The organism is Streptomyces capparidis (assembly GCF_054782095.1).
On sequence record NZ_BAAGTD010000010.1, the window covers coordinates 43,951 to 69,420 of the forward strand.

Below are 25,470 nucleotides of genomic sequence, written 5' to 3' on the forward strand. Positions count from 1 at the left end.
GCGCGCGCCCCGGGGCCGAGACAGACCGCTCGGGCGGTGCGGCCGCTCGGGTGATGGGGCCGCTCGGGTGATGGGGCCGCTCAGGCGGTGAGGGCGGCGGTGCCGGGCGCCGCCGCCTCGTCGTACCGGCGCAGCACCAGCCGTGCCACCTCCGGCGCGTCGCCGAGGACGGCGGCCGTCGCGTCGGCGCGGGCCCGCCGCGCCCCGGCCAGGATCCGGTCCGGCAGCAGCCCGGGCGCCAGCACGTACGGGGCGACGGCGACCCGGGCGACGCCCCGGCGGCGCAGACCGGCCACGGCCTCGGCCGTGTCGGGACCGCGAGCGGAGGCGAACGCGGGGACCACGGCGCACCAACCGGTGCGCCGCCACTCCCGCGCGACATGATCGATCACCGCGATCGCCTCCGGGTCGGTGGAGCCCGCCGAGGCCAGCACGACCCCGGTCGAGCGGTCGCCGGGCCGCACCCCGGCCTCGCGCAGCCGCCGCTCCAGGGCGGCGACCAGCAGCCGGGACGGGCCGAGCACCCCGGCCACGGTCACCGCGAGGCGCGGCAGGCGGGATGCGGCCTCGGCCAGCACGGCGGGGATGTCGGCCTTGGCGTGGAAGGCCCGCGTCAGCAGCAGGGGCAGGGCGACGACATGTCGGTGACCCTCGGCGGACAGGCGGGCGAGCACCTGGTGCACCTGGGGAGCGCAGTGGTCCAGATGGCCCACCTCCACCCGCAGCCCGGGCCGGAGCAGGGCGGCCCTGGCGGCCAGCGCCGCGACGGTGGCCGCGTGCCGCGGGTCGCGGCTGCCGTGGGCGATCAGCAGCAGCGGCGCGGGGGCGCCGGGCGAGCCGGGGGAGCCGGGGAAGGCAGTGCGCACGGGTGAGGGCCTCACCTGGAGGTGGAGGCGAGCAGGCCGCGCACGCGCAGCACCCGGCGCTCCAGCGGAGCGAAGACCAGCAGCTCGATGCCGATGCCGACGACGAGGATGAGCAGGATCGCCGCCAGCACCCCGGGCATGTCGGAGTTGGTGCGCGCGTTCTCCAGCAACTGGCCGAGACCGGTGCCCAGGTCGGGGGAGTTGGCGATCAGCTCGGCCGCCATCAGGGAGCGCCAGGAGAACGCCCAGCCCTGCTTGAGCCCGGCCAGGTAGCCGGGCAGCGCCGCGGGCAGCAGCACGTGCCGCACCCCGTTCAGCCCGGTGGCGCCCAGGGTGCGCCCGGCCCGCAGGAACAGCGGCGGCACCTGGTCCACGCCGGCGATCAGGCCGTTGGCGATGGAGGGCACGGCGCCGAGCAGGACCACCGCGTAGATGGTCGAGTCGTTCAGGCCGAACCAGATGATCGCGGCCGGCACCCACGCCACCGACGGCAGCGACTGGAGGCCGGACAGCACCGGCCCGATGGCGGCGCGCACCACCCGCACCCGCGCCACCAGCAGCCCGAGCGGGGTGCCGATGGCCACGGAGACGAGGAAGCCGAGCGCGCCCCGGCTGACGCTGGTCCAGATGATCTCGAACAGCGTGCCCTTGTACCACATGTCGGCCAGGGAGTCCCACACGTCGAGCGGGCCCGGCAGCATGTAGTCCGGCTTGACGTCGGCGGCGGCCGCGGCCTGCCACAGGCCGAGCACCAGCACGATCGCGACGACGGGCGGCAGCGCCTTGTTCAGCAGGACGCTGCCCAGGCCGGCGCGGACCGTGGTGGGCGTCTCCAGCGCGTCGAGCCCGGCCTCCAGGCCGGCGAGGTCGGGCGCCTCGCCCCGTCCCCCGTCCGGCCCGCCCGCGGTCTTCCCCGGGGCCTCAGTGCTGGCCATGGCGGCGGATCTCCCCTCGCAGGTGCTCGGTGATCTCGATGGACAGGTCCGCCACCGCGGCGTCCTCGATACGGCGCGGCTGCGGCAGGTCCACCCGCCACTCGCGGGCCACCCGGCCGGGACGGGACGACATCAGCACCACGCGCTGCGCGAGCCTGACCGCCTCACGCACGTTGTGCGTCACGAACAGCACGGACACGCCCGTCTCGGACCAGATCCGGGTGAGCTCGCCGTGCAGCACGTCCCGGGTGATGGCGTCCAGCGCCGCGAACGGCTCGTCCATCAGCAGCACCGAGCTGGCCTGGGACAGCGCCCTGGCCATGGCCACCCGCTGCCGCATGCCGCCGGACAGCTCGTGCACCCGCTTGCCGTAGGCGCCCTTCAGCCGCACCAGCTCCAGCAGCCGCTCGGCCTCGGCACGGCGCTCGCCGCGCGGCACCCCGCGCAGCCGCAGCGCCAGCTCGATGTTGCGGCCCGCGGTCAGCCACGGGAACAGCGCGTGCTCCTGGAACATCAGCGCGGGCCGGCCGCCGGTGACCTCGATGCTGCCCGCCGACGGGCGGTCCAGGTCGGCGACCAGGTTCAGCAGGGTGGACTTGCCGCAGCCCGACGCCCCGAGCAGGCACACGAACTCGCCGGGCGCCACCTCCAGGCTGACGTCGTCCAGCACGGTCTGCGCCGCGCCGGGGCGGCCGAACGTCTTCGACACGTGCGCGAGCCGGACGGCGGGCGCGCCGGTCACCACGTCGGCCTTGCCGGGCCGGGCCTTCTCGAGGGTGGTCGCCATCGCGGGTCGCCTCCTTGGTCGGGTGGTCGTGACTTGCGGATCAGCTCGGCGGGGGCGGCGGGCCGCCGGGGCGGCCCGCCGCGGCGGGTCGGTCAGCCGGTGCCGAGGCCGGCGTCGTCCGCCTCGGGCCTGCCCTCGGCCTTCAGCACCTCGTTCAGCGGGCGAAGGTCGTAGATCCCCTTCAGGTCGGGCTTGTCCAGCAGGCCCGCCCGCACCGCGTGGTCGGCCTGCTCCCGGAGCGTCGCGGCCAGCGGGTCGTCCAGGAACCGCACATGGGCGAAGGCCGGGTCGAGCACGTCGGCGGGCAGCGGCTTGCCGGACAGCTCCTCCAGCGCGGAGTTGACGATCCGCTTGGCCTGGCCGGGGTTGTCGTTGATCCAGGCGTTGGTGCGCACCGAGCCGCGCAGGACCGCCTCCACCACGTCCGGGTGCTTCTCGAGGAACTTCTGGGAGACGATGATGTTGGTGATGACGAACTCGCCGTTCGCCCACAGGTCCTGCTCGTCGACCAGCACCTTGCCGCCGGCCGCCACCAGCTTGGACGCGGTGGGCTCGGGCACCCACGCGCCGTCGAGGTCGCCGCGCTCGAAGGAGGTGGGGATCTCCTTGTTGTCCTGGCGGACGACCTTCACATCGCCCTTGCCGGTCTGCGCGTCCACCTCGTGGCCGCGCTCGGCCAGGTAGTTCAGCAGCGCCACGTCCTGGGTGTTGCCGAGCTGCGGGGTGGCGATCCGCTTGCCCTTCAGGTCCTCGGGCGTCTTGATCTTCTCCGGGGCCACCACCAGGGAGACGCCGCCGGAGGCGGACCCGCCGATGATGCGCAGGTTCTCGCCGCCGGACTTCGCGTAGCCGTTGATCGCCGGGGAGGGCCCGATCCAGCCGATGTCCACCGAGCCCGCGTTCAGCGCCTCGATCTCGGCGGGGCCCGCGTTGAAGGTGAACTTCTTGATCCTGGTGCCCCCCAGCTCCTGCTGGAACAGGCCCTTCTCCAGGCCCACCAGCGCGGTGGCGTGGGTGACGTTGGCGAAGTAGCCGATCTTCACCTCGGACGCGGAGAGCTTCTTGCCGCCCGCCGCCGCGGGGACGGGGTCGGTGTCGCCCTCGTCCGCCTTCGAGCCGTAGCCGCAGGCGCCGAGCGCGGCCAGCAGGGGCAGCAGCGCGGCGGCGGCCAGCAGGCGCCGTGTCCTGGTCGGGCGTCGGGAGGGGGTGGCGGACGGTCGGGCGGCGGTCACGGCGTGGTGCTTCCTCTCGGCGGGGCCCGGCTCAGGGGCCGGAGCGTGGCTGGCTTGCGGACGTGCGCCGTCCACGGCGCGCCGGCGCCGCGGGCGGGGTGACGGCGGGCGCGGGCGCGCCCGGTGCCGTCAGCGCGCACATCGCGCCACTCCGCCCTGGCCGCTGCCGAGCGGTCCTCCGGCGATCCAGCCGCCGAGCTTGTCGAACGTGTCGAAGGCGGCCGTCGCCGCGCCCGTCACCGCGGGCCTCCCCGGCCGAACGCCTCCCCGGCCATGCCGGCGGTCAGCGTGGTGCCGTCGGCGGCGTCGATCAGCAGGAACGATCCGGTGCGGCGGGAGTCCGCGTACGGGTCGAGCGCCAGCGGCTCCGCGGTGCGCAGCACCACCCGGCCGATGTCGTTGACGCCGAGGGCGCCGGGGGCGGGACGCCGCTGGAGGGTGTCGATGTCCAGCCGGTACGGGATGTCCTTGACGACGGCCCGCACCGTGCGGGTGGTGTGCTTGAGCAGCACCCGGTCGCCGACGCGCAGCTCGCGCTCGTTCAGGTGGCAGACGGTCGCCTCGACGTCCTTGACCGGCTCGGGCGCGCGGCCCGCCGGGGCGATCAGGTCGCCGCGGGCGATGTCCAGGTCGTCGGCGAGGCGCACCGTCACCGACTGCGGCGCCCACGCCACGTCCACCGGCTCGCCCAGCAGGTCGATCCCGGCGACGGTGGACGACAGCCCGGACGGCAGCACCGTCACCGCGTCGCCCACGCGCAGCACCCCGGCGGCGATCTGGCCCGCGTAGCCGCGGTAGTCGCGGTGCTCGGGGGTCTGCGGCCGGATCACGTACTGCACCGGGAAGCGGGCCGCCTCGGCGGACGGGTCCGAGCCGACCGGCACCGTCTCCAGGTGCTCCAGCAGCGTGGGGCCGCCGTACCAGTCCATGTGCGCGGACGGCTCCACCACATTGTCGCCGGCCAGCGCGGATATCGGGATCGCGGTCACGTCGGGCACGCCGAGGGAGGCCGCGTACGCGGTGAACTCGCCGGCGATGTCCTGGAAGACCCGCTCCGACCAGTCCGCCAGGTCCATCTTGTTGACGGCGAGCACCACGTGCGGCACCCGCAGCAGCGCGGCGACCGCGGCGTGCCTGCGGGTCTGCTCCACCACCCCGTTGCGCGCGTCCACCAGCACCACGGCCAGCTCGGCGGTGGACGCGCCGGTCACCATGTTGCGGGTGTACTGCACATGGCCCGGGGTGTCCGCCAGGACGAACCGGCGGCGCGGCGTGGCGAAGTAGCGGTACGCCACGTCGATGGTGATGCCCTGCTCCCGCTCGGCCCGCAGCCCGTCGGTGAGCAGCGCCAGGTCGGGGGCGTCCTGCCCGCGGCGGCGCGAGGCGTGCTCGACGGCCTCCAGTTGGTCGGCCAGCACCGACTTCGAGTCGTGCAGCAGCCGCCCCACCAGCGTGGACTTGCCGTCGTCGACGGAGCCCGCGGTGGCGAAGCGCAGCAGGGAGGTCGCGGAGACCTGCGCCAGGTCGGTGGTCGTGCTCATGCTTAGAAGTACCCCTCGCGCTTGCGGTCCTCCATGGCGGCCTCGGACAGCTTGTCGTCGGCCCGGGTGGCGCCGCGCTCGGTCAGGCGGCTGGCCGCGATCTCGGTGATGACCTGCTCGATGGTGGTGGCGTCGGACTCCACGGCGCCGGTGCAGGACATGTCGCCGACGGTGCGGTAGCGCACGGTGCGGCGCTCCACCGGCTCGCCGTCCTTCGCCCCGCCCCACTCGCCGGGCGCCAGCCACATCCCGTCCCGCCGGAACACCTCGCGCTCGTGCGCGAAGTAGATGGAGGGCAGCTCCACCTTCTCCCGCAGGACGTACTGCCACACGTCCAGCTCGGTCCAGTTGGACAGCGGGAAGACGCGCACGTGCTCGCCCGGCGCGTGGCGGCCGTTGTACAACTGCCACAGCTCGGGGCGCTGGCGGCGCGGGTCCCAGGCGCCGAACTCGTCGCGCAGCGAGAACACCCGCTCCTTGGCGCGGGCCTTCTCCTCGTCCCTGCGCCCGCCGCCGAACACCGCGTCGAAGCGGCCGGACTCGATGGCGTCCAGCAGCGGGACGGTCTGGAGCGGGTTGCGGGTGCCGTCGGGGCGCTCGCGCAGCTTCCCGGAGTCGATGTACTCCTGCACGCTCGCCACCACCAGGTTCAGGCCGTGCTCGGCCACCACCCGGTCGCGGTACTCGATGACCTCGGGGAAGTTGTGCCCGGTGTCCACGTGCAGCAGCGCGAACGGCACCGGCGCGGGCCGGAACGCCTTCAGCGCCAGGTGCAGCATCGTGATGGAGTCCTTGCCGCCGGAGAACAGCAGCACCGGGCGCTCGAACTCGCCCGCCACCTCGCGGAAGACGTGCACCGCCTCGGACTCCAGCGCGTCCAGGTGGCTGAGGGCGTACGGGTTGCCCGGCCCGTCGTGCGCCTGGCCGGTCGCGCCGGTGGCGGAAGCCGCGGTCGTCATACCAGTCCCTTTCCGGCGAGCAGCGCGTACAGCGCCGCGGCGGACTCCTGCACCGTCTGGGTGTGCGCCTCGATGCGCCCGTCGGGCCGCTCCGGCGCCTCGTACGGGTCGTCCACCCCCGTCAGGCCCGCGATCTGGCCCGCGCGCTGGCGGGCGTACAGGCCCTTCACGTCCCGGTCCGCGCACACCTCCACGGGCGTGGCCACGTGGATCTCCAGGTAGGCGGTGCCCTCGGCCTCGTGCCGCTTGCGCACCGCGTCCCGGCTGTCGGCGTACGGGGCGATCACCGGCACCAGCACCTTCACCCCGTGCGAGGCGAGCAGCTCGGCGACGAAGCCGATGCGCTGCACGTTCACATGCCGGTCCTCGCGGGAGAAGCCGAGCCCGGCGGAGAGGAACGCGCGGATCTCGTCGCCGTCCAGCACCTCGACGCGGTGGCCCTCGCCGCGCAGCCGGTCCGCGAGCGCCCGGGCGATGGTGGTCTTGCCCGCGCTGGGCAGGCCGGTGAGCCAGATCGTGGCTCCACGGCCGAGCGCCGTGCGGTCCATGTGCGGCTCCTGGTGGGTGGTCGTGTCCCGGCCGGTCATCCGTGCAGCCCGCATTCGGTCTTGGCGCGGCCCGCCCAGCGGCCCGCGCGGGCGTCCTCCCCGGCCGCCACCCTGCGGGTGCAGGGCGCGCAGCCGATGGACGCGTAGCCGTCCGTCAGCAGCGGGTTGACCAGCACCCCGTGCTCGGCGACGTAGGCGTCCACGTCCTCCTGCGTCCAGCGGGCGATGGGGGCGACCTTCACCTTGCGGCGCCGCTCGTCCCAGCCGACGACGGGGGTGTTCGCCCGGGTGGGGGACTCTTCGCGGCGCAGGCCCGTGGCCCAGGCGTCGTAGCCCGCCAGGCCCTCCTCCAGCGGCCGGACCTTGCGCAGGGCGCAGCACAGGTCCGGGTCGCGGTCGTGCAGCCGCGGCCCGTGCTCGGCGTCCTGCTCGGCGACGGTCCGCCGCGGGGTGAGGGTGATGACGTTGACGTCGTACACGGTGGCGACCGCGTCCCGGGTGCCGATGGTCTCCGGGAAGTGGTAGCCGGTGTCGAGGAACACCACGTCCACGCCGGGGCGGACCCGGGACGCCAGGTGGGTGACGACGGCGTCCTCCATGGAGGAGGTGACGCAGAAGCGGTCGCCGAACCGTTCGACGGCCCAGCGCAGGATCTCCTCCGCGGGCGCGTCCTCCAGCTCGCGGCCGGCGCGCAGCGCCAGCTCCCTCAGCTCTTCCTCGGTGCGGGATGCGGTGCTCACGCGGTGGTCCCTTCCCGGTCGGTGTGCGGGGCGCCGTCGCCGTGCCGGGCCGCGCCCGCGGCCAGCAGACCGAGGAACGACAGCCGGAACGCGCGGGCGCAGGCCCGGCACTCCCAGGCGCCGTGGCCCAGCTCGGAGGGGCGCAGGTCCTCCTCGCCGCAGTACGGGCAGTGGAACGGGGCGGCGCGCTCGCTCATGACAGGGCCTCCTCCGGCGCGCGCGCCGCCCACTGGGCGAAGCGCTCGCCGTCCTGGCGCCCGGCCCGGTAGCGGCGCAGCAGGCGCTCGACGTAGTCGGGCAGCTCGGCGGCGGTGACCTTCAGGCCCCGCACCTTGCGGCCGAAGCCCGGCTCGAGGCCGAGCGCGCCGCCGAGGTGGACCTGGTAGCCCTCGACCTGCCGGCCGTCCGCGTCGGTGACCAACTGGCCCTTCAGGCCGATGTCGGCCACCTGGATGCGGGCGCAGGCGTTGGGGCAGCCGTTGATGTTGATGGTCAGCGGCTCGTCGAAGTCCGGCAGGCGGCGCTCCAGCTCCTCGATGAGCCACTGGCCGCGGCCCTTGGTCTCCACGATGGCGAGCTTGCAGAACTCGATGCCGGTGCAGGCCATGGTGCCGCGCCGGAACGGGGAGGGGTTCACCTTCAGGCCGAGCGCCTCCAGGCCGGCCACCAGCGACTCCACCTTGTCCTGCTCGATGTCGAGCACGAGCATCTTCTGCTCGACGGTGGTGCGCAGCCGGTCGGAGCCGTGCGCCGCGGCCAGCTCGGCGATCTTGGTCAGGGTGGTGCCGTCCACGCGGCCGACGCGCGGGGCGAAGCCCACGTAGTAGCGGCCGTCCCGCTGCCGGTGCACACCGACGTGGTCGCGCCAGAGCTCGGCGGGCTGCTCCGGGGCCGGGCCGTCGGCGAGGGCGCGCATGAGGTACTCGGTCTCCAGCACCTCGCGGAACCTGGCCGCGCCCCAGTCGGCGACCAGGAACTTCAGCCGGGCCCGGTTGCGCAGCCTGCGGTAGCCGTAGTCGCGGAAGATGCCGACCACGCCCGCCCACACCTGCGGCACGTCCTCCAGCGGCACCCAGGCGCCGAGCCGCACCCCCAGCTTGGGGTTGGTGGACAGGCCGCCGCCGACCCACAGGTCGAAGCCGGGGCCGAGCTCGGGGTGGCGCACGCCCACGAACGCCACGTCGTTGATCTCGTGCGCGACGTCCAGCAGCGGCGATCCCGAGACCGCCGTCTTGAACTTGCGCGGCAGGTTGGAGAACTCCTTGGAGCCGATGAAGCGGCGGCTGATCTCCTCGACGGCCGGGGTGCCGTCGATGATCTCGTCCTCGGCGATCCCGGCGACCGGCGAGCCCAGCACCACGCGCGGGGTGTCGCCGCACGCCTCGGTGGTGGACAGGCCGACGGCCTCCAGGCGGCGCCAGATCTCGGGCACGTCCTCGACGCGGATCCAGTGCAACTGGATGTTCTGCCGGTCGGTGATGTCGGCGGTGCCGCGGGCGAACTCCTGGGAGATCTCGCCGATGGTGCGCAACTGGGCGACGGTCAGCCGGCCGCCGTCGATGCGGACCCGCAGCATGAAGTACTCGTCGTCCAGCTCGTGGGGCTCCAGCACGGCCGTCTTGCCGCCGTCGATGCCCGGCTTGCGCTGGGTGTACAGACCCCACCAGCGCATCCGTCCGCGCAGGTCGGCGGGGTCGATGGAGTCGAAGCCGCGGTGCGCGTAGATCGTCTCAATGCGTGTCCGCACATTGAGACCGTCGTCGTCCTTCTTGACCTGCTCGTTGGCGTTCAGCGGCGTGTAGTGGCCCGTCGCCCACTGGCCCTCGCCCCGGTGCCGCCCGGGCTTGCGGCCCCGCGCCGGGGCGGCGCCGGGAGCCGCGCCGCCGCCTGACGCGCCGGACGGCCGCGCGGCGGCGCGGTCCCCGGCGGCGGGGCGCGGCGTGCTCGGGTCGCTTGTCGGATCTGGGCTGGCGGCCATGGCGGGGTCCTTCAGGAGGCAAAAAGGCAGGTGGGCGGAGGGAAGCAGGGCACCCGTCACCGTCGCGGCACGAAGGGGGAGCGGCTCGCTCGGGTTGCTCGCGTGGGGTACCGGTGCCCGCGCATCCGCGTCGTCGGGGATGGCGAGGGGGCGCCGAAGGGCTCTACGAAGCCCGACAGATGGCGCTGGACATGCGGCCGAGATCGACGTGGAGTCGCCCAACCAAGGCAGTACCGGCGCGAGACATGCCGAAAGCGTCGCACGCGGGTCTTGAAGGAGTCCACTAATGTCCGCCATCCGGACAAAGATGGCTCGGATGGTGAGACGGTGTGGGGAGGATCACCCGGGCCCCGGGAATAGCCCCGGAACCGGGTGGGAACAGCGCCCCGGCCGGGTCCGCGCGCCCCCGCGCCCGCGGTCAAAAGCCGGTTCGACAGTACCCGCGCGCTCGGCGGGCCACCACCCCCGCCCGCCGCCGCCCCCGGTGGGCGCCCGCGCCCGCCCGCCGTCGTCCGGAAGCCGGGCCCCTCGGCGGACGGACAACGGATCGGGCAGAGTTGAGGCAGCTCAGCCCACGTCCCGTCCCCGCGAGAAAGGCCAGTTGATGACCTCGAGCAGCCCGGTCGCCGTACTCGGCGAGGCCGTCGCCGACGCGTTCGTCGAACCCGCCTGGGGGCGGCCAGGTGAACTGGGCCTGCGCGTCCTGCCCGGCGGCGGCCCGGCCAACACCGCCGTCGCCCTCGCCCGCCTCGGCACACCCACCCACTACCTCGGGCGGCTGGCCGACGACGTGTTCGGCCGCCTGTTCCGCGCCCACCTGACCGCCTCCGGCGTGGACCTGGGCGGCTGCCCCCGCGCCGCGGAGCCCAGCACCCTGGCCGTGGCCGACCTCGACGACGACGGCCGGGCCGGCTACTCCTTCCACGCCGAGGGCACCGCGGACTGGCAGTGGACGCCGGGCGAACTGCGGGCCGGGCTGCCGGACGGCGCCGTGTGCCTGCACACCGGGTCCCTGGCGCTGGTCCGCGAGCCGGGCGGCGCCCGGGTGGAGGACCTGCTGGCCGAGGTGCGGCCCCGCGTCACCGTCTGCCTCGACCCCAACGTCCGCCCGCACCTGGTGCCCCCCGAGGTCTACCGCACCGGCCTGCCGCGCTGGTGCGCCCTGGCGGACATCCTCCGGCTCAGCGAGGACGACCTGGCGCAGGTGCGGCCGGGGATGCCGCTCGAGGAGGCGTGCGACACCTGGCACGCCGCCGGGGTCGGCCTGGTCGTGGTCACCCGCGGCGCGCGGGGCGCGGTCGCCTCGCTGGCCGGGGAGCGGGTGAAGGTGCCCGCCCCGCGGGTCGAGGTCGCCGACACGGTGGGCGCGGGCGACGCGTTCACCGCGGGCCTGCTGCACTGGCTGCACCGCCACGACCGCCTCGGCGGCCGCCTGGACGCCCTCACCGCGGACGAGGTGGAGCAGGCCGTCCGCCTCGCCGTGCGGGTGTCCGCCCTCACCTGCACCGTGAGCGGGGCCAACCCGCCGAGCGCGGAGGAGGTGGAGCGGCTGCCGGTGGGGTGAGCCGGTGGGGTGAGGGGGACGCCGCGGGGCGGCGCCGCGGACCCGCGCGTCCGCGGCCCGCCCGTCAGGCCGCCGGCCGCTCCACCGGGCGGGCCCGCTCCACGATCGCCTTCAGGTCCAGGCCGCCCGGCAGGGTGCCGAACGACGCGCCCCAGTCCCCGCCCAGCCGGGAGGCGCAGAACGCGTCCGCGACCTGGGGCGGGGCGTACCGCACCAGCAGCGAGCCCTGGAGCACCAGCGCCATCCGCTCCACCAGGCGCCGGGCGCGCGCCTCCACGCCCTCCAGGTCGGCCAGCTCGCCGAGCAGGTCCTTCACCGCGCCGTCCAGCCGGTGGTCGGCGCCCCGGGCCGCGCCGACCTCGGCGAGGAACGCGTTCAGCGACTCCGGCTCGCGCTGGATGGCCCGCAGCACGTCCAGCGCGTTGACGTTGCCCGAGCCCTCCCAGATCGAGTTCAGCGGGGACTCCCGGAACAGCCGGGGCATGCCCGACTCCTCCACGTAGCCGTTGCCGCCCAGGCACTCCAGGGCCTCGGCGGCGTGCGGCGCACAGCGCTTGGTCACCCAGTACTTGGCGACCGCGACGCCGAGCCGCCGGAAGGCCCGGTCCTGCTCGCCGCCGGAGTCGAACGCGGCCGCCAGCCGCATCGCCACCGTGGTGGCCGCCTCCGACTCCAGCGCCAGGTCCGCCAGCACGTTGCGCATCAGCGGCTTGTCGACGAGCGGCCCGCCGAACGCGTGGCGGTGGTGGGCGTGGTGCACCGCCCGCGCCACCGCCAGGCGCATCCCGGCCGCCGAGCCGAGCACGCAGTCCATGCGGGTCGCCGACACCATCTCGATGATCGTCGCCACCCCGCGCCCCTCGGGGCCGACCCGCCGCGCCCAGGTGCCGTCGAACTCCACCTCCGCCGAGGCGTTGGAGCGGTTGCCGAGCTTGTCCTTCAGCCGCTGGATGCGGAAGACGTTGCGGGTGCCGTCCGGCAGCACCCGCGGCACCAGGAAGCAGGTCGGGCCCCGCCCCCCGCCGGGCCCGCCCGCCTGGGCCAGCACCAGGAACACGTCCGACATCGGCGCGGAGCAGAACCACTTGTGCCCGGTCAGCAGGTACTCGCCGTCCGCCGCCAGGGGCACCGCCCGGGTGGTGTTGGCCCGCACGTCGGAGCCGCCCTGCTTCTCCGTCATGCCCATCCCGGCCAGGCACCCGCCCTTGGCGGCCGGGTCGCGCAGTTGCGGGTCGTAGACCCGGGAGGTGAGCCTGGGTTCCCACTCGGCGGCCAGCTCCGGGTCGGTGCGCAGCGCCGGGACGGCCGCGTGCGTCATCGACACCGGGCAGCCGTGCCCCGCCTCCGCCTGCGTCCACACCAGGAACTCCGCGGCGCGCCGCAACTGGCCGCCGGGGCGGGTCCAGGCGTTGCCGGTGAGCCCGTGGGTGACGGCGTGCCCCAGCAGCCGGTGCCAGGCCGGGTGGAACTCCACCTCGTCGATCCGGTTGCCTTGGGCGTCGTGGGTGCGCAGCACGGGCCCGTACCGGTTGGCCTGGTCGGCCCACTCCTGGGCCTGGGCGGACCCGGCCGCCCGGCCGAGGTCGGCCAGGTCCCGCAGCAGCTCGTCCAGCAGCTCGGGCGCGGCGTGCCGCCGCACGCCGTCCACCAGCGCCGCGTCGGAGGAGAACACGTCGTACCCGACCAGCGGCGGAGGCTGGTTGGTCACGGTATGAGTAGGGGGCGTCATGACAGATACGGTAAGGAGGTGCGAGCAGCAGGCGGAACACCCCGGCCCGCGGGCCCCAGGCACCGGGCCCGCAGAAACCGGCTCCCCGGGCGCATCCGGCGGGTGCGCGTCGTCTACCGGGGACTGCCGCTGCGGCGCGTGGTGTGGCTGCTGCTGAAGGACACGGTGAACTCCTGCATGGAGTACCGGGTCACCGGGCTCGCCGCCGAGGCGGCGTTCTTCACCCTGCTGTCGCTGCCGCCGCTGCTGCTGAGCCTGGTGGGCGCCCTCGGCTACCTGGACAGCCTCATCGGCGTGGACACCGTGGACAACCTCCGGCACAACATCATCACCGCATCCGCACAGGTGCTGTCGGAGCAGGGGGTGGACCAACTGGTGCGGCCCCTGCTGGAGAGCGCCTTCGGCAGCGGGCGCCCCGACCTGATCTCGCTCGGCTTCGCGATAGCGCTGTGGTCGGGCTCCCGGGCGCTCAACGTCTTCGTCGACACCATCACGATCATGTACGGCCTGGAAGGGCGCCGCGGCATCGTCAGGACCCGGCTGCTGTCCTTCGGCCTGTATGTGATCGCGCTGGTCATCGGCGCGGTGGTGATGCCGCTGATGGTGATCGGGCCGGGCGCGGTGGAGCACGTCGTGCCGTTCGGCGCGGGCGTCGTCCAGGTGCTGTACTGGCCCGTCACGCTGGTGCTCTCGGTGGTGTTCCTCACCACGCTCTACCACGTGTCGGTGCCGGTGCGCACCCCGTGGCGGGAGGACATACCCGGGGCGCTGGTGGCGCTGCTGACCTGGGTGCTGGTGAGCTTCCTGCTGCGCCTGTACCTCACCCACACCGTGGACGGCCCGTCCCTGTACGGGTCGCTGGCCGCGCCGGTGGCGGTGCTGCTGTGGATCGGCGTGTCCGCGTTCGCGATCCTGGTCGGCGCCGCGGTCAACGCGGCCGTGGACCGGGTGTGGCCGTCGCTGGCCACCGCGGCCGCCCGCGAGGAGAACGCCATCGCCGCGGAGCGCGCCGCCGCCGAGGTGGTCGCGCGGGCCGCCGCGCGCCGCGCCGCCGCCGAGGCGGGCGAGGAGTTCGACGAGGGCGCGGACGCGCCCGCGGAGTTCCCCGAGCGCTGGGCGGACTTCCTGCCGCCGCACGACGTGCGCGCCCACCTGCGGGCCGGGCGCGGCGGCAAACGGGACGGCTCGGGAGGCTCCGGATGAGCTACCGGGAACGGCCCTCCGCGGTGCTGCCCGGCGCCGTGGTGTGGACCCGGGTCGCGGACGGCGGCGAGGGGCGGATCCTCCCCGACGGCTGCACCGACCTGGTGTGGAACGACGACGGCGGGCTGCTGGTGGCCGGGCCCGACACCCGCGCCCACCTGGCCTCGGCCCCGCCCGGCAGCGTCTGGACCGGGCTGCGGTTCGCCCCCGGCACCGGGCCCGCCGTGCTCGGCGTGCCCGCCCACGAGCTGCGGGACACGCGGGTGCGGGCGCACGAGCTGTGGACGGGACGCGCCGGGGAGCGGCTCGCCGAGCGACTGGCCCCGGCGCCGCGGCCGGGGCGGGTGCTGGAGGAGTTCGCGGCGGCCCGGCTGCGGGAGGCGGGCGGGGCCCTCGCGGACCCGGTGGCGCCCGCCGTGGTGGCCGCGCTGCGCCGGGGCGCCGCCGTCGGTGCCGTCGCGCGGGCGCTGGGCCTGAGCGAACGGCAGTTGCACCGCCGCTGCCTGCCCGCCTTCGGCTACGGCCCCAAGACGCTGGCCCGGGTGCTGCGGCTGCGCCGCGCCCTGGAGCTGGCCCGCTCGGGCCGGGCCCCGCTGGCCGAGGTGGCGGCGCTCACCGGCTACGCCGACCAGGCCCACCTCACCCGCGAGGTCCGCGCCCTGACCGGTGTCACCCCGCGGACGCTGCTGGGCCGCTGACACCGTCCAGCGCGGCGAACAGGTCCACGCAGTGCCCGTCCGGGTCCCGCACCACGGCGTACCGCTGGCCCCACACCGCGTCCCAGGGCTCGCTCTCCCCGGCGTACCCGGCGGCGACCAGCTCGGCGTAGACCTTGTCCACGTCGGCCGGGCCGTCGCAGACGAACGCCAGGTGGATGTCGCCCGCGGGGCCGGGGGACCAGTCCGGGTCGATGGTCCGGATGCCCTCGTGGGTGTCCCACATGATGCGCAGCCCACCGGGCAGTGCCGCCTCCGCGTGCGGCTGCCCGTCGGCCTCGGGTGGCACGTCGAGGCCGAGACGGCGGTAGAAGGCGAGCGAGACGGCCATGTCGGCCACGGCCAGTCCGAGAGCGTTGAATCGAGCGGTCATGACGCCACCGTAGGCAGGCCGGGGACGACGGGTCTTGAAGGAATCGGACACCGGGCGGGTGGGGGAGTGGGGTGGTTCGGAGGGCGGTGGGTCCTTCGGCCGTCGCTGTGGGGTGGGCGAGCGGGGTTCGGGGAGGTGGCGTGGTGGCGTGGGTGCCCGCCGGGGTCGGGACGGGTGCGTCGGGCGGCGGACCGGGCCGCCCGGGACCGGCAGCGGGGTCCCGGCGGAGAAGGCCGTCCTTCACCCGCCCCGCCCGTCACCGCCGCCCGGCCGGTCCCCCCTCCCTCCACCGCCCCCGGCGCGTCGCCACCCCATCGGCCCCGCCGGCCCCACCCACCCCATCCCCCGCCCGTAATTCGGTGGCGGGGTGTCGGGGCGGTTCGTTAGCCTCCGAGCGTCACGACGACGTGGGACGAGTCGAGGAGGTGAGTGCCGTGGTGGCTGTGGGTTTCCGTGCCCTGCGCACGCACGCGGTTGTTCTCGCCGACCTCAGGGTCTCCGGCTGAGCCGTCCCCGCCGATCGCGGTGACGGACCGGGGCCCGCCCCCGAAGGGTTTCCCGTCTTGTCTCACGTTTCTCCCTCCGCGGCGTCCTCTTCCTCTCTTTCCGCGGAGAACGTCTCCTCCCATCCCCTGGCCGCCTACGGCTGGGACGGCTTCTTCGCCGACGCCTTCCGGCCCCACGCCGAGGCCGGGCTCGTCCCGGCCCGCATCGTGCGGGTGGACCGGGGCCGCTGCGAGCTGGTCGCCGCCGACGGCGCGGGTGTCGCCCGGCTGCGCGCGGGGCTCGCCCCGGTCCGCGCGTCCGACCCGCTGGAGTGGGCCTGCACCGGCGACTGGGCCGCCTACGACGCCGCGGAGCGGGCCGTCGCCGCGGTGCTGCCGCGCCGGACCGCGCTGTACCGCTCCGCCTCGACCAAGCGGTCCGACGGCCAGGTGCTGGCCGCCAACATCGACCAGGTGGTCGTGGCGGTCTCGCTCGCCGTCGAGCCCGACCTCGCCCGCGTGGAGCGCTTCCTCGCGCTGGGCTGGGAGAGCGGCGCCCAGCCGGTGCTCGTGCTCACCAAGGCCGACCTGGCCGGGGACGGCCACCTGATGCGCGCCGACGCCGAGGCCGCGGCGCCCGGGGTGCCGGTGCTCCAGGTGAGCTCCGCCACCGGTGAGGGCGTGGACGAGCTGGCCGCGGTGCTGGCCGGGCGCACCTCGGTGCTCGTCGGGCAGTCGGGCGCGGGCAAGTCCACCCTGGTCAACACGCTGCTCGGCGCGGAGGTGCAGACCGTCAACCACACCCGCGACCGGGACGGCAAGGGCCGTCACACCACCACGGCCCGCGACCTGCTGGCGCTGCCCACGGGCGGCGTGGTGGTGGACACGCCCGGGGTGCGCGGCGTCGGCCTGTGGGACGCGGAGTCCGGGCTGCGGCAGGTGTTCGCCGAGATCGAGGAGCTCGCGGCGGACTGCCGGTTCCAGGACTGCTCGCACACCGCCGAGCCGGGCTGCGCGGTGCTGGCCGCGGTGGAGGACGGCACGCTGGCCCGCCGCCGTCTGGACAGCTACCGCAAGCTGCTGCGGGAGAACGAGTTCATCGCCTCCCGCACGGACGCCCGGCTGCGCGCGGAGCGCAGGAGGCAGTGGAAGGTGATCCAGAAGTCGGTGCGCGAGTCCGGCGCGATCCGGCGCCGGTGACGGCGCGGCCGGGCGGCGGCCGCCCCGCGGCTCCGCCCGGCCCCGGCCGCGGCGCCCCGGTCAGCCGGTGTGCGGTCAGCCGGTGTGCGGACGCCCGGTGTGCGGGCGGCCGGTGTGCGGGCGGCGGCGACGGGGCGCGCGCAGCGGGCTGCCCTCGTGCCAGAACGAGTAGACCACGGTGCCCGCGCCGAGGGCGACGATGACGATGCCGAGGATGATCGTGGCGGCCATACCCTGTGCCTCCTGGGGTCGAGGTTCCGTCAACGGGGGGCACGGTTCGCCCCGTTACGCCTGGTGCATGCACCAGATCTGCCCGCCGGGGAAGCCGCCCACACCTCGATGCGGGCACTGTCTCCGCTTACGCGCCCCGCGCGAGCCCTCTCACGCCGACGCCCGCCGCACCAGGCGGGTGGGGAACACCACCGGGGCGAGCCCGTCCGGGCCCTCGCCGAGCAGCCGCAGCAGCAGCCGCGTCATCTCCCGGCCCATGCCCTCCACGTCTTGGTGCACGGTGGTCAGCGGCGGCTCCGTCCAGGGCGCCACGTCCTCGACGTCGTCGAAGCCGACCACCGCCACGTCCCGCGGCACCTGCCGCCCGCGCGCCCGCAGCACCCGCAGCGCGCCGGAGGCCATCAGGTCGTTCCCGGCGAACACCGCGTCCACGTCGGGGGCCGCCGCGAGCAGCCGCTCCATCGCCGCCACGCCCGAGGGGCGGGTGAAGTCGCCGTGGACGGTCAGCGCCGGGTCGGCGTCGGGCAGCACGTCCCGGTAGCCGAGCAGCCGGTCGAGCGCCGAGGTCTGGTCCAGGGGGCCGCTGATGTGGGCGATCCTGCGGCGGCCGAGGGAGACCAGGTGCTCCACGGCCAGGCGCGCCCCGCCGCGGTTGTCGCTGTCCACGTACAGCTCGCCGGGCCCGTCCGCCTCCGGGACGCCGGGCTGCGGGGGCTGCGGGCCCCGCGGGGTCTGCGGGGCCCCGCCGGGGCGGCCGCCGAACACGGTGGGCAGCCCGGCCTGCCGGGTCAGCGCGGGCAGCGGGTCGCCGGTGTGCAGGGAGAACACCATCGCCCCGTCCACGTGCTGGCCCGCCAGGTACCGCCCGACGCGGGCGTGGTCGTCGCGGGTCTCGACCAGCAGCAGCACCAGTTGGCAGTCGGCCGCGGACAGCTCCCGGCTCATCCCGCGCAGATGGGTGCCGAAGAACGGGTCGCCGAACACCCGGCTCTCCGGCTCGGCCACCACCACGGCGACCGCGTCGTGCCGCCGGGTGACCAGGGTGCGGGCGGCCTGGTTCGGCACATAGCCCAGGGCCGCGATGGACTGCTCGACCCGCTGCCGCAGCGGACGGCGCACCCCGGGGAACCCGTTGACGACGCGGGAGACCGTGGCCCTGGACACCCCCGCGTGCGCGGCCACGGCCTCCAGGGTGGGTCGGGCGTTGCCGGGGCGGTCGGGCACGGCGGGGCTCTCCTCCGGTGGGCGGTGGCGCTCGTGGCAGCGTACCGGCCGGGGAACGGCTGGTGAGAGAGGTGCGACAGGGACCGGACAGCCCCCAGCGCCACGTCCGATATCCGCCAGTGCCCGGGTCCGCGGCCGAGCACACTGGACGGCGTGATCGACGACGAGACCGCCTACCGGGCGGTGCTGAGCAGGGACGCGCGCTTCGACGGGGTGTTCTTCCTCGGGGTGACCACCACCGGCATCTACTGCCGCCCGAGCTGCCCGGCCGTCGCGCCCAAGCGCGTCAACGCCCGGTTCTACCCGACGGCCGCCGCCGCCCAGGGCGCGGGCCTGCGCGCCTGCCGCCGCTGCCGCCCCGACGCCGTTCCGGGCTCCCCGGACTGGAACGCCCGCGCCGACCTCGTCGGCCGCGCCATGCGGCTGATCGGCGACGGCGTGGTGGACCGCGAGGGCGTCGGCGGGCTGGCCCGGCGGCTCGGCTACAGCGCCCGGCAGGTGCACCGCCAGCTCACCGCGGAGGTCGGCGCGGGACCGGTCGCACTGGCCAGGGCGCAACGCGCCCACACCGCCCGGGTGCTGCTCCAGACGACCGGGCTGCCGGTCACCGAGGTCGCGTTCGCGGCCGGGTTCGCCAGCGTGCGGCAGTTCAACGACACGATCCGCGAGGTGTACGGGCACACGCCGAGCGAGCTGCGCAGGGCCGCCGCCCGCACCCGCGGCGCGGACGGCTCCGCGGGCCTGGTGCCGCTGCGCCTCGCCTGCCGGGGCCCGTACGACGGGACCGGCGTGTTCGACTTCCTCCAGGCGCGGGCCGTGCCCGGCGTGGAGGAGGTGGTGGGCCCGCCGGGGGCGCGCACCTACCGGCGCACGCTCCGGCTGGACCGGGGGCACGGGGTGGCGGAGGTGGACGAGCCGCGCGACCCGCGCCCCGGGCGCTGGCTGGAGTGCCGGCTGCGCCTCACCGACGTGCGCGACCTGACCAGCGCGGTGGGGCGGGTGCGCGCCCTGTTCGACCTGGACGCCGACCCGTACGCCGTCACCGGGCACTTCAGCGCCGACCCGGTGCTCGGCCCGCTGGTGCGGGAGCGCCCCGGCCTGCGGTCGCCGGGCTCGCCCGACCCGCACGAGCACGCGGTGCGCGCGGTGCTCGGCCAGCAGATCACGGTGGCGGCGGCCCGCACCCTGGCGGCCCGGCTGACGGCCGCGCTCGGCGAGGAACTGCCCGAGCCCGACGGCGGCCTGACCCACCTGTTCCCCCGGCCCGAGGCACTGGCCGACGACGGCCTGGCGGTGCTGGCGATGCCGGAGGCCCGGCGGCGCGCGGTGCGCACCCTGGCCGCCGCGCTCGCCGACGGCACGGTGTGCCTGGACCCCGGCGCCGACCGCGCCGCCGCGGCCGAGGCGCTGCTGGCGCTGCCCGGCATCGGGCCGTGGACGGCCGGCTACATCCGGATGCGCGCGCTCGGCGACCCGGACGTGTTCCTGCCCTCCGACGCCGGGGTGCGGCACGGGCTGCTGCGCGCCGGCCGCCCCGGCGACCCGCGCTCGGCCGAGCGGGCGGCCGAGCCCTGGCGCCCCTGGCGCTCCTACGCGCTGCACCACCTGTGGGCGCTGGCCGCCTCCCCGCGGCCGGCCGTACCCGGACCGCGGTCCGGCGCCGCCGTCGGCGCGGACACCGTCCCCGACCCTGGAGAGTGACCATGACGACCTTCCACACCACCGTGCCCAGCCCGCTCGGCGACCTGCTGCTCGTCGGCCGCGAGGCCGCCGACGGCTTCGCCCTGACCGCCCTCGCCCTGCCCGGGCAGCGCCGCGCCCCGGTGCCGGAGCCGGGGTGGCGGCGCGACGCGGGCCCCTTCGCCGAGGCGCTGCGGCAACTGCGGGCCTACTTCGCCGGGGAGGCCAAGGAGTTCCACCTGCCGCTCGCGCCCGCCGGCACCCCGTTCCGGCAGCGGGTCTGGCAGGCCCTGGACGACGTCCCGTACGGCGGCACCACCACCTACCGGGCGCTGGCCGAGGCCGCGGGCTCGCCCGGCGCGGTGCGGGCCGTCGGCGGCGCGGTCGGCGCCAACCCGCTGCTGGTGCTGCGGCCCTGCCACCGGGTGATCGGCTCCGACGGCACCCTGACCGGCTACGCCGGCGGCCTGGACCGCAAGCGCCTGCTGCTGCACCTGGAAGGGGCGCTGCCCCACCGGGCCCGGTGACCCGGCGGGCCGGGCCCGCGCGCCGCTCCCCCCGGCGTCGCGCGGGCCCGGCGAGGAGCCCTCAGGCCGGTTCGGCCCCGCGCTCGGCCAGCATGTCGTTCATCAGTTTGATCTCCGACTCCTGGCTGTCCACGATGCCCCCGGCGAGCCGGTCCACCTGCTCGTTGTCCGACATGCGCTCGGCGGCCTGCGCCATCTCCACGCCGCCGCGGTGGTGCGCGGTCATCAGCCGCAGGAACTCCACCTCGGCGGCCCGGCCCTCGGCCCGGTCCAGCTCCGCCAACTGGGTCCTGGTGGCCATACCGGGCATCGTCGCGCCGTCGCGCGGCTCGAAGTCCGCGTGCGCGCCGCCCATCCACGCCATCGGGGTCCGCCCCGAGGTGGGGGTCAGGCCCCACATGTCGAGCCAGCCCAGCATCATGCCGCGCTGGTTGGCCTGGGTGTTGATGATGTCGAACGCGAGGCGGCGCACCTCCTCGTCGTCCGTGCGCTCCCGCACGATGAACGACATCTCCACGGCCTGCTGGTGGTGGACGATCATGTCCCGGGCGAAGCCCGCCTCGACCGAGTCGGTGCCCGGCGTGCCGGACCCGTCGTCGCCCGAGTACACCAGGGCCGCGCCCAGCGCCAGGCACAGCGCGAGGACCGCGCCGACGGCGGCGGGCCACCACACCCGCCGCCCGCGCGCGGGCCGCCCGGCCTCCGGCACGTCCTGCCATACGTCCCGCGGAGCCCTGGCGGTGTCCACGTCGTGCTCGCTCACGGGGCGGCCTTGCCTCCGGTGCAGGCGGCGCCGGGCTCGGGCGTCTGCTCGCCCTGCACATAGGTGTCGAGGAACTTCTGGATCCGCGCGTCCTTGGAGTCCTGCACGGTCAACTGGTGGCCCCAGGCCGTCAGCATGATCGTCCCGGCCTGCTCCGGGTAGGGGCTCATGAAGGTGTAGGTGGACTTCTTGACCTTCTCCTGGAGCGCCTTGACGTCGGCGTCGGCCGCCTTCTCGTTGTAGGTGATCCACACCGCGCCGTGCTCCAGGGAGTGCACGGCGTTCTCGTTGGTGAGCTTCTTGTCGTAGACGACGGCGTCGCAGTTCTGCCAGACCTGGTTGTGGTCGCCGCCGACCGGCGGGGTCTGCTTGTAGTCGACCGTGTCGTCGACGTGGGTGCGGCCCAGGCCCCCCCACGTCTGCTCGCCCGCGACCTGCACCTTGGGCTTCTCGTTCGCGCTGCTGTCGTCGTCGCCCGAGGCGGAGGCGATGATCGCCCAGCCGCCGCCGACCATGCCGGCGAGCACGACTATGCCCGCCGTGACGGCGATTATTCGGTTGCGCCGCTCGCGCGCCTCCTCGGCGCGGCGCATCTCCTCGGCCCGGGCGCGGCGGGCCGCTGCGGCACTCTGCTTCTTCGCGGAAGCCATGGGATCAAGTCCTTGTCCCCGCCGCGGCAGGGTGCGCGGCGGTCGTGAAGGGGGTGCTGGGGGACGCTGTGCTGGGTGGTGCTGGGTGCGACGTGCCCGGACCTGCCGGGGCGGGCGGCGCGGACCCGGCCGTCGCCTTTCACCTCGCCACGCCGTGCGCGGACGCGTGCGCGAAACGGTTCTGCCCCCGATGGGAGTTCCTCGCGCGGTTCGCGTCCGGGGCGGCGCGCGGCGGCTATGTGCGCAGGACCTGGAGCAGGTGCAGGTCGGGCGCGAGGTCGCTGCCGGGCAGGGGGCCCGCGGGCCCCGGGGCGGCCGAGGCCGCGACCGGCGGCAGCCTCGGCGGCACGGCCGGCGTCGGCTGCGGCGGGGGGCCGGGCAGGGTGGCGTCCGTGTCGTGGTCGGTGGCCCCGCTGCACCCGCTGCCGTGGCCCGAGCCCCGGTCGAAGGGGGAGCAGACGTGCGCGGGCCCCGGCGGCGCGTCCTGCGCCGCGGCGACGGGCCCGGGAAGGGCGGGTCCTGCGGTCGCGAGCCCGGTCGTGGCCGCGGGTCCGGCCGCGGGGACCAGCGCCCCCGCGCAGACCAGCAGGGCGGCCAGCAGCGTCGCCAGCGCGCAGCACAACGCGGCGACCCGGGCACAGGGCCGGGCCGCACGGCTGCGGTGCGGGGCTGCGGTCATCGCGACAGATGGTAGCCAGCCCACCCCGGGTGCGGGCCAGGGCCCTGCCGACCGCGACGGTCCGCACGCGACGCGACCGGCCGGACCGGCGCCCCCGCGCGCCGGAGCCCGCTCCCCACCGGCTCGCCGCCCCGTGTCCCTCTGTGGTCGTTGTCAACGGTCCGTGCCGCCTGCCGACGGCCCGCGCCCGCCCCCGGCGGCGCGCCCGCCCCTCCTCCCCATCATGCGCCCCCGGCCGCCGCCGCGCCGATCCGCCCTCGCGGACACGGCGGCTCCACGAGCTCGTTGTCCGTTCAACACCCCACGGACCCGCCCACGGTGGACAATGAAGACATGAGCCAGCAGGGGGACGCGAACCGCCGGACCGAGGACGGATGGTGGCAGCAGCTCTACGGCGCCCCGGTGGGCGACACCGCGCCCCCGCCGGGGACGGACTCCGTGGACGAGCGGTTCGCCGGGGTACGGTCCGTCCTCGGGCGGCCCGGCGCCACGCGCGCCGACACCCGCCCCACCCTGCGCCTGCGCGCCCCCCGCGACCCCGCGCCCCGCGCGAAGGAGCCGCCCGCCCACGTCGGCGACCGCCCGCCCACCTACGACCCCGAGCCCACCGCCTGGCCCGCCGCCGACCCGGAGACCATGAAGGAGCTGACCCCGGACACCGTCCTGGACGGCGCCAGATACGGGGCGCTGACGGTGCGCGCCGCCTCGCTGCGCGGCGACTCCGCCCGCTACCGCGGCGAGCCCCGCCGGGACGCGCTGCTGACCGCCAGGTTCGGCGAGGCCGAGGCCGCGCTGTTACTGCTGGCCGTGGCGTGCGGGGAGCGCTCGGGCGAGAGCTCGCACCTGGCCGCCCGCGAGGCGTGCCGCTGGATCGCCTCCGCCGTCGGCAGGCACGGCGAGCGGCTCGCCGAGGACATCCGCGCCGCCAGGCGCGGCACCCTCAAGGCCGGGCTGCACCGGCTCACCGACCGCTGCCTGGGCCAGTTGCGGCTGCGCGCCGAGGAGCGGGGCCTGGACCCGCGGGGATACACGGCGGCACTGCGCTGCCTGCTGCTGCCCGCCGACCCGCGCTGCCGGATCCGGGTCTTCTTCGGCGTCGGCGGCGGCGGCCTGTTCCGGCTGCGCGACGACCAGTGGCAGGACCTGGACCCGGCCCCGCCCGAGCCGCCGGCGGCCGAGGGGGAGGGCGGGGAGGAGGACGGGGCCACCCGGTTCCGCTTCCGGGCCTCCGTGGCCCAGCCCGGCGACGCGCTGCTGCTGTGCACCGAGGGCATGGCCGCGCCGATGCGCGAGGAGCCGGAGCTGGCCGCCGTGCTCGCCGAGCGCTGGGCCGCGCCGCAGCCCCCGCCGGGGCTGACGGAGTTCCTGCGGGACGCCCGGATCAGAGTGAAGGGCTACGCGGACGACCGGACGCTGGCCGCGGCCTGGGAGGCCCTGCCCGCGCCGCCCGCCTGACCGGCCCAGGGCGGCCGTTCGCGGGAAAACCGCGGGAACCGGCGCGCAGCGGCGCCTGCCCCCGGCCCGCCGGTGATATGACCGAGGGGTCGTCGGCGACCTCCGCCCGGGAGGGACCGTGCCCCCGAGGCCACCCCACCGCACCACCGCTCCGGCGTACGCGCCCGGCGCCCGCGCCCACCCCGCGCCTCCCCGCCGGGCCGCCCTCACCGCGCTCGCCGCCGCCCTCCTCGCCCTGGCCCCCGCCCCGCCCGCCGCGCCCGCGCCGGCCCCCGCCGTCCCGGTCGGCGGCGGCGAGGCCCACCTCACCCTGGGCCCCGATGTGGCCGCGGCCCTGCGGAGGGCCGGTGTCGTCCTCGTCCGCGCCTCGCCGGAAGGCCGGATCGAGCCACTCGCCCGCGGCGGCGTCACCCTCCCCGTCGCCTGCGGCGCCCTCACCGACCCGGCCGCGGGCGGCAGGCCGCGCGGCAGCCTCCGCCTGCGCGGCGGCCTCGCCCTGGTCCGGCCCGCCACCGGCGACCGCGCCGTGATCACCGCCCTGACCGCGGACCTCGGCGGCCAGACCCTGTACGGCAGGGTCAACCGCGGCGCCCGCGTCCCCCTGGCCGTCACCGCCGGGCTCACCGTCCGCCGCGCCGAGGGCGGCGCCCTGGTGGCCGAGGCGGCCCTGGAGACGACGGCGCACGCGGCGACCGCGCTGGACACCGCGCTCGGCACCGACGCCCTCGGCGAGGGCGACGTCCTGTTCGAGTGGCGCGGCGAGGCGTACCCCGCCCTGCCCGGGCCGCCGCCGGAACTGTCCGAAAGCCGATGGGCGCCCGGAACCCCATGACTGGACGGTCGGCACGCTGGGCACGCATCTCGGCAAGATGTTCGACGGCGGGGGCGGCTGAGAGGGGCGGATGGCCGGACGGCCTGGGGGACTGGACGAGACGGGGGAACCGGGCGCCGGGCACCTGCGCCGCCGCCTGGAACGAGGCGATCTGAAGGCGGTCTCCGACGCGCGCAGGATGCTGCGGGAGGCCCTGCACCTGTGGGGCGCGGCCGATGTGGCCGACACCGCGGAACTGCTGGCCAGCGAGCTCATCACCAACGCACTCGTGCACACCGGGCGGGACGCCCTGCTGGTGGCCGAGCTCACCGGCCGCGCGGACCGAGCGCCGCGCCGATTACGCGTGGAGGTCCACGACGGCGACCCCCACCGCCCCCTGCCCCGCCGCTCCGGCCCCGGCGCCCTGTCCGGCCGCGGCCTGCTCCTGGTCCACGACCTCTCCGACTCCTGGGGCGTCCGCCCCTGCGGCACGGGCAAGGCGGTGTGGTTCGAACTGAGGACGACGGGGGCGGGTGAGGGGGCGGCGACGGGGGCCGGGGGCGGGTGACCGGACCAGGCGGACGCCGAGCGCGC

General features: G+C 76.0%; 27 protein-coding genes. 9 read left to right on the forward strand and 18 right to left on the reverse strand.

Going from position 1 to position 25,470, the window contains the following annotated elements; all coding sequences use genetic code 11:
• Positions 1-80 precede the first annotated feature (80 nt).
• The 11 genes from ACYVO2_RS10755 to ACYVO2_RS10805 all read right to left on the reverse strand — a co-directional run bounded on the left by ACYVO2_RS10755 (position 81) and on the right by ACYVO2_RS10805 (position 9,833).
• Positions 81-866, reverse strand: a complete 786-nt coding sequence (locus ACYVO2_RS10755; RefSeq protein WP_461007449.1) for a sirohydrochlorin chelatase — start codon at positions 864-866, stop codon at positions 81-83.
• A gap of 11 nt (positions 867-877) precedes the next feature.
• Positions 878-1,801: an ABC transporter permease gene (locus ACYVO2_RS10760; protein WP_461007450.1), complete on the reverse strand. Its 924-nt coding sequence runs from the start codon at positions 1,799-1,801 to the stop codon at positions 878-880.
• Entirely contained in the window at positions 1,788-2,588 is an 801-nt protein-coding gene (locus ACYVO2_RS10765) for an ABC transporter ATP-binding protein (protein WP_461007451.1), read from the reverse strand. The genes ACYVO2_RS10760 and ACYVO2_RS10765 overlap by 14 nt, the downstream gene beginning before the upstream one ends.
• 92 nt (positions 2,589-2,680) lie before the next feature.
• Positions 2,681-3,820 carry an aliphatic sulfonate ABC transporter substrate-binding protein gene (locus tag ACYVO2_RS10770; protein WP_461007452.1) on the reverse strand — a complete coding sequence of 380 codons (1,140 nt, stop codon included), beginning with the start codon at positions 3,818-3,820 and terminating at the stop codon, positions 2,681-2,683.
• A gap of 236 nt (positions 3,821-4,056) precedes the next feature.
• Positions 4,057-5,361, reverse strand: a complete 1,305-nt coding sequence (locus ACYVO2_RS10775; RefSeq protein WP_461007453.1) for a sulfate adenylyltransferase subunit 1 — start codon at positions 5,359-5,361, stop codon at positions 4,057-4,059.
• Positions 5,362-5,363: 2 nt separating this feature from the next.
• The gene (gene cysD / locus ACYVO2_RS10780; RefSeq protein WP_461007454.1) at positions 5,364-6,320 is read right to left on the reverse strand and encodes a sulfate adenylyltransferase subunit CysD; all 957 of its coding nucleotides are present in this window, start codon (positions 6,318-6,320) and stop codon (positions 5,364-5,366) included.
• Positions 6,317-6,868: an adenylyl-sulfate kinase gene (cysC, locus tag ACYVO2_RS10785; RefSeq protein ID WP_461007455.1), complete on the reverse strand. Its 552-nt coding sequence runs from the start codon at positions 6,866-6,868 to the stop codon at positions 6,317-6,319. The genes cysD and cysC overlap by 4 nt, the downstream gene beginning before the upstream one ends.
• A 35-nt stretch (positions 6,869-6,903) precedes the next feature.
• The gene (locus ACYVO2_RS10790; protein WP_461007456.1) at positions 6,904-7,608 is read right to left on the reverse strand and encodes a phosphoadenylyl-sulfate reductase; all 705 of its coding nucleotides are present in this window, start codon (positions 7,606-7,608) and stop codon (positions 6,904-6,906) included.
• Positions 7,605-7,805 (reverse strand): hypothetical protein, encoded by a 201-nt coding sequence (locus ACYVO2_RS10795; RefSeq protein WP_461007457.1) that lies wholly within the window; start codon positions 7,803-7,805, stop codon positions 7,605-7,607. The genes ACYVO2_RS10790 and ACYVO2_RS10795 overlap by 4 nt, the downstream gene beginning before the upstream one ends.
• Positions 7,802-9,586 carry a nitrite/sulfite reductase gene (locus tag ACYVO2_RS10800; RefSeq protein WP_461007458.1) on the reverse strand — a complete coding sequence of 595 codons (1,785 nt, stop codon included), beginning with the start codon at positions 9,584-9,586 and terminating at the stop codon, positions 7,802-7,804. The genes ACYVO2_RS10795 and ACYVO2_RS10800 overlap by 4 nt, the downstream gene beginning before the upstream one ends.
• A gap of 163 nt (positions 9,587-9,749) precedes the next feature.
• Positions 9,750-9,833 (reverse strand): putative leader peptide, encoded by an 84-nt coding sequence (locus tag ACYVO2_RS10805; protein ID WP_461007568.1) that lies wholly within the window; start codon positions 9,831-9,833, stop codon positions 9,750-9,752.
• A 357-nt stretch (positions 9,834-10,190) separates the two neighbouring features.
• Here ACYVO2_RS10805 and ACYVO2_RS10810 point away from each other — a divergent pair, with 357 nt between their 5' ends.
• On the forward strand, positions 10,191-11,150 hold the full coding sequence (locus ACYVO2_RS10810; protein WP_461007459.1) for a carbohydrate kinase family protein: 960 nt from the start codon (positions 10,191-10,193) through the stop codon (positions 11,148-11,150).
• A 64-nt stretch (positions 11,151-11,214) separates the two neighbouring features.
• On the opposite strand, the gene ACYVO2_RS10815 is transcribed toward ACYVO2_RS10810, so the two are convergent.
• Positions 11,215-12,879, reverse strand: coding sequence for an acyl-CoA dehydrogenase family protein (locus ACYVO2_RS10815; RefSeq protein ID WP_461007460.1), 1,665 nt, complete (start codon positions 12,877-12,879; stop codon positions 11,215-11,217).
• An 18-nt stretch (positions 12,880-12,897) separates the two neighbouring features.
• Here ACYVO2_RS10815 and ACYVO2_RS10820 point away from each other — a divergent pair, with 18 nt between their 5' ends.
• Both ACYVO2_RS10820 and ACYVO2_RS10825 read left to right on the forward strand, forming a co-directional pair.
• Positions 12,898-14,082, forward strand: coding sequence for a YihY/virulence factor BrkB family protein (locus ACYVO2_RS10820; RefSeq protein ID WP_461007461.1), 1,185 nt, complete (start codon positions 12,898-12,900; stop codon positions 14,080-14,082).
• Positions 14,079-14,780: a helix-turn-helix transcriptional regulator gene (locus ACYVO2_RS10825; RefSeq protein ID WP_461007462.1), complete on the forward strand. Its 702-nt coding sequence runs from the start codon at positions 14,079-14,081 to the stop codon at positions 14,778-14,780. The genes ACYVO2_RS10820 and ACYVO2_RS10825 overlap by 4 nt, the downstream gene beginning before the upstream one ends.
• Here the strand turns inward: ACYVO2_RS10825 and ACYVO2_RS10830 are convergent.
• Positions 14,752-15,171 (reverse strand): VOC family protein, encoded by a 420-nt coding sequence (locus tag ACYVO2_RS10830; protein WP_461007463.1) that lies wholly within the window; start codon positions 15,169-15,171, stop codon positions 14,752-14,754. The genes ACYVO2_RS10825 and ACYVO2_RS10830 overlap by 29 nt on opposite strands.
• 563 nt (positions 15,172-15,734) lie before the next feature.
• Between ACYVO2_RS10830 and rsgA the strand changes: the two genes are divergently transcribed.
• On the forward strand, positions 15,735-16,856 hold the full coding sequence (rsgA, locus tag ACYVO2_RS10835) for a ribosome small subunit-dependent GTPase A (protein WP_461007464.1): 1,122 nt from the start codon (positions 15,735-15,737) through the stop codon (positions 16,854-16,856).
• Between the two features lie 75 nt (positions 16,857-16,931).
• Here the strand turns inward: rsgA and ACYVO2_RS10840 are convergent, their stop codons facing one another.
• Positions 16,932-17,087, reverse strand: coding sequence for a hypothetical protein (locus ACYVO2_RS10840; protein WP_461007465.1), 156 nt, complete (start codon positions 17,085-17,087; stop codon positions 16,932-16,934).
• Positions 17,088-17,237: 150 nt separating this feature from the next.
• On the reverse strand, positions 17,238-18,311 hold the full coding sequence (locus ACYVO2_RS10845; RefSeq protein WP_461007466.1) for a LacI family DNA-binding transcriptional regulator: 1,074 nt from the start codon (positions 18,309-18,311) through the stop codon (positions 17,238-17,240).
• Positions 18,312-18,467: 156 nt separating this feature from the next.
• On the opposite strand from ACYVO2_RS10845, the gene ACYVO2_RS10850 reads away from it, so the two are divergent.
• Both ACYVO2_RS10850 and ACYVO2_RS10855 read left to right on the forward strand, forming a co-directional pair.
• Positions 18,468-20,012, forward strand: coding sequence for an AlkA N-terminal domain-containing protein (locus ACYVO2_RS10850; protein WP_461007569.1), 1,545 nt, complete (start codon positions 18,468-18,470; stop codon positions 20,010-20,012).
• A gap of 2 nt (positions 20,013-20,014) precedes the next feature.
• Positions 20,015-20,518 (forward strand): methylated-DNA--[protein]-cysteine S-methyltransferase, encoded by a 504-nt coding sequence (locus ACYVO2_RS10855; protein WP_461007467.1) that lies wholly within the window; start codon positions 20,015-20,017, stop codon positions 20,516-20,518.
• A gap of 61 nt (positions 20,519-20,579) precedes the next feature.
• On the opposite strand, the gene ACYVO2_RS10860 is transcribed toward ACYVO2_RS10855, so the two are convergent.
• The 3 genes from ACYVO2_RS10860 to ACYVO2_RS10870 form a co-directional block, all read right to left on the reverse strand.
• Positions 20,580-21,191, reverse strand: coding sequence for a DUF305 domain-containing protein (locus ACYVO2_RS10860; protein WP_461007570.1), 612 nt, complete (start codon positions 21,189-21,191; stop codon positions 20,580-20,582).
• A gap of 86 nt (positions 21,192-21,277) precedes the next feature.
• On the reverse strand, positions 21,278-21,931 hold the full coding sequence (locus ACYVO2_RS10865; RefSeq protein ID WP_461007468.1) for a DUF3105 domain-containing protein: 654 nt from the start codon (positions 21,929-21,931) through the stop codon (positions 21,278-21,280).
• A 235-nt stretch (positions 21,932-22,166) separates the two neighbouring features.
• Positions 22,167-22,610, reverse strand: a complete 444-nt coding sequence (locus ACYVO2_RS10870) for a hypothetical protein (protein ID WP_461007469.1) — start codon at positions 22,608-22,610, stop codon at positions 22,167-22,169.
• Positions 22,611-22,943: 333 nt separating this feature from the next.
• Between ACYVO2_RS10870 and ACYVO2_RS10875 the strand changes: the two genes are divergently transcribed.
• The 3 genes from ACYVO2_RS10875 to ACYVO2_RS10885 all read left to right on the forward strand — a co-directional run bounded on the left by ACYVO2_RS10875 (position 22,944) and on the right by ACYVO2_RS10885 (position 25,444).
• Positions 22,944-24,065 carry a protein phosphatase 2C domain-containing protein gene (locus ACYVO2_RS10875; RefSeq protein ID WP_461007470.1) on the forward strand — a complete coding sequence of 374 codons (1,122 nt, stop codon included), beginning with the start codon at positions 22,944-22,946 and terminating at the stop codon, positions 24,063-24,065.
• Between the two features lie 118 nt (positions 24,066-24,183).
• A complete protein-coding gene (locus ACYVO2_RS10880) occupies positions 24,184-24,897 on the forward strand; it encodes a hypothetical protein (RefSeq protein ID WP_461007471.1) in 714 nt (237 codons plus the stop codon).
• Between the two features lie 70 nt (positions 24,898-24,967).
• Positions 24,968-25,444, forward strand: a complete 477-nt coding sequence (locus tag ACYVO2_RS10885; RefSeq protein ID WP_461007472.1) for an ATP-binding protein — start codon at positions 24,968-24,970, stop codon at positions 25,442-25,444.
• Positions 25,445-25,470 lie beyond the last annotated feature (26 nt).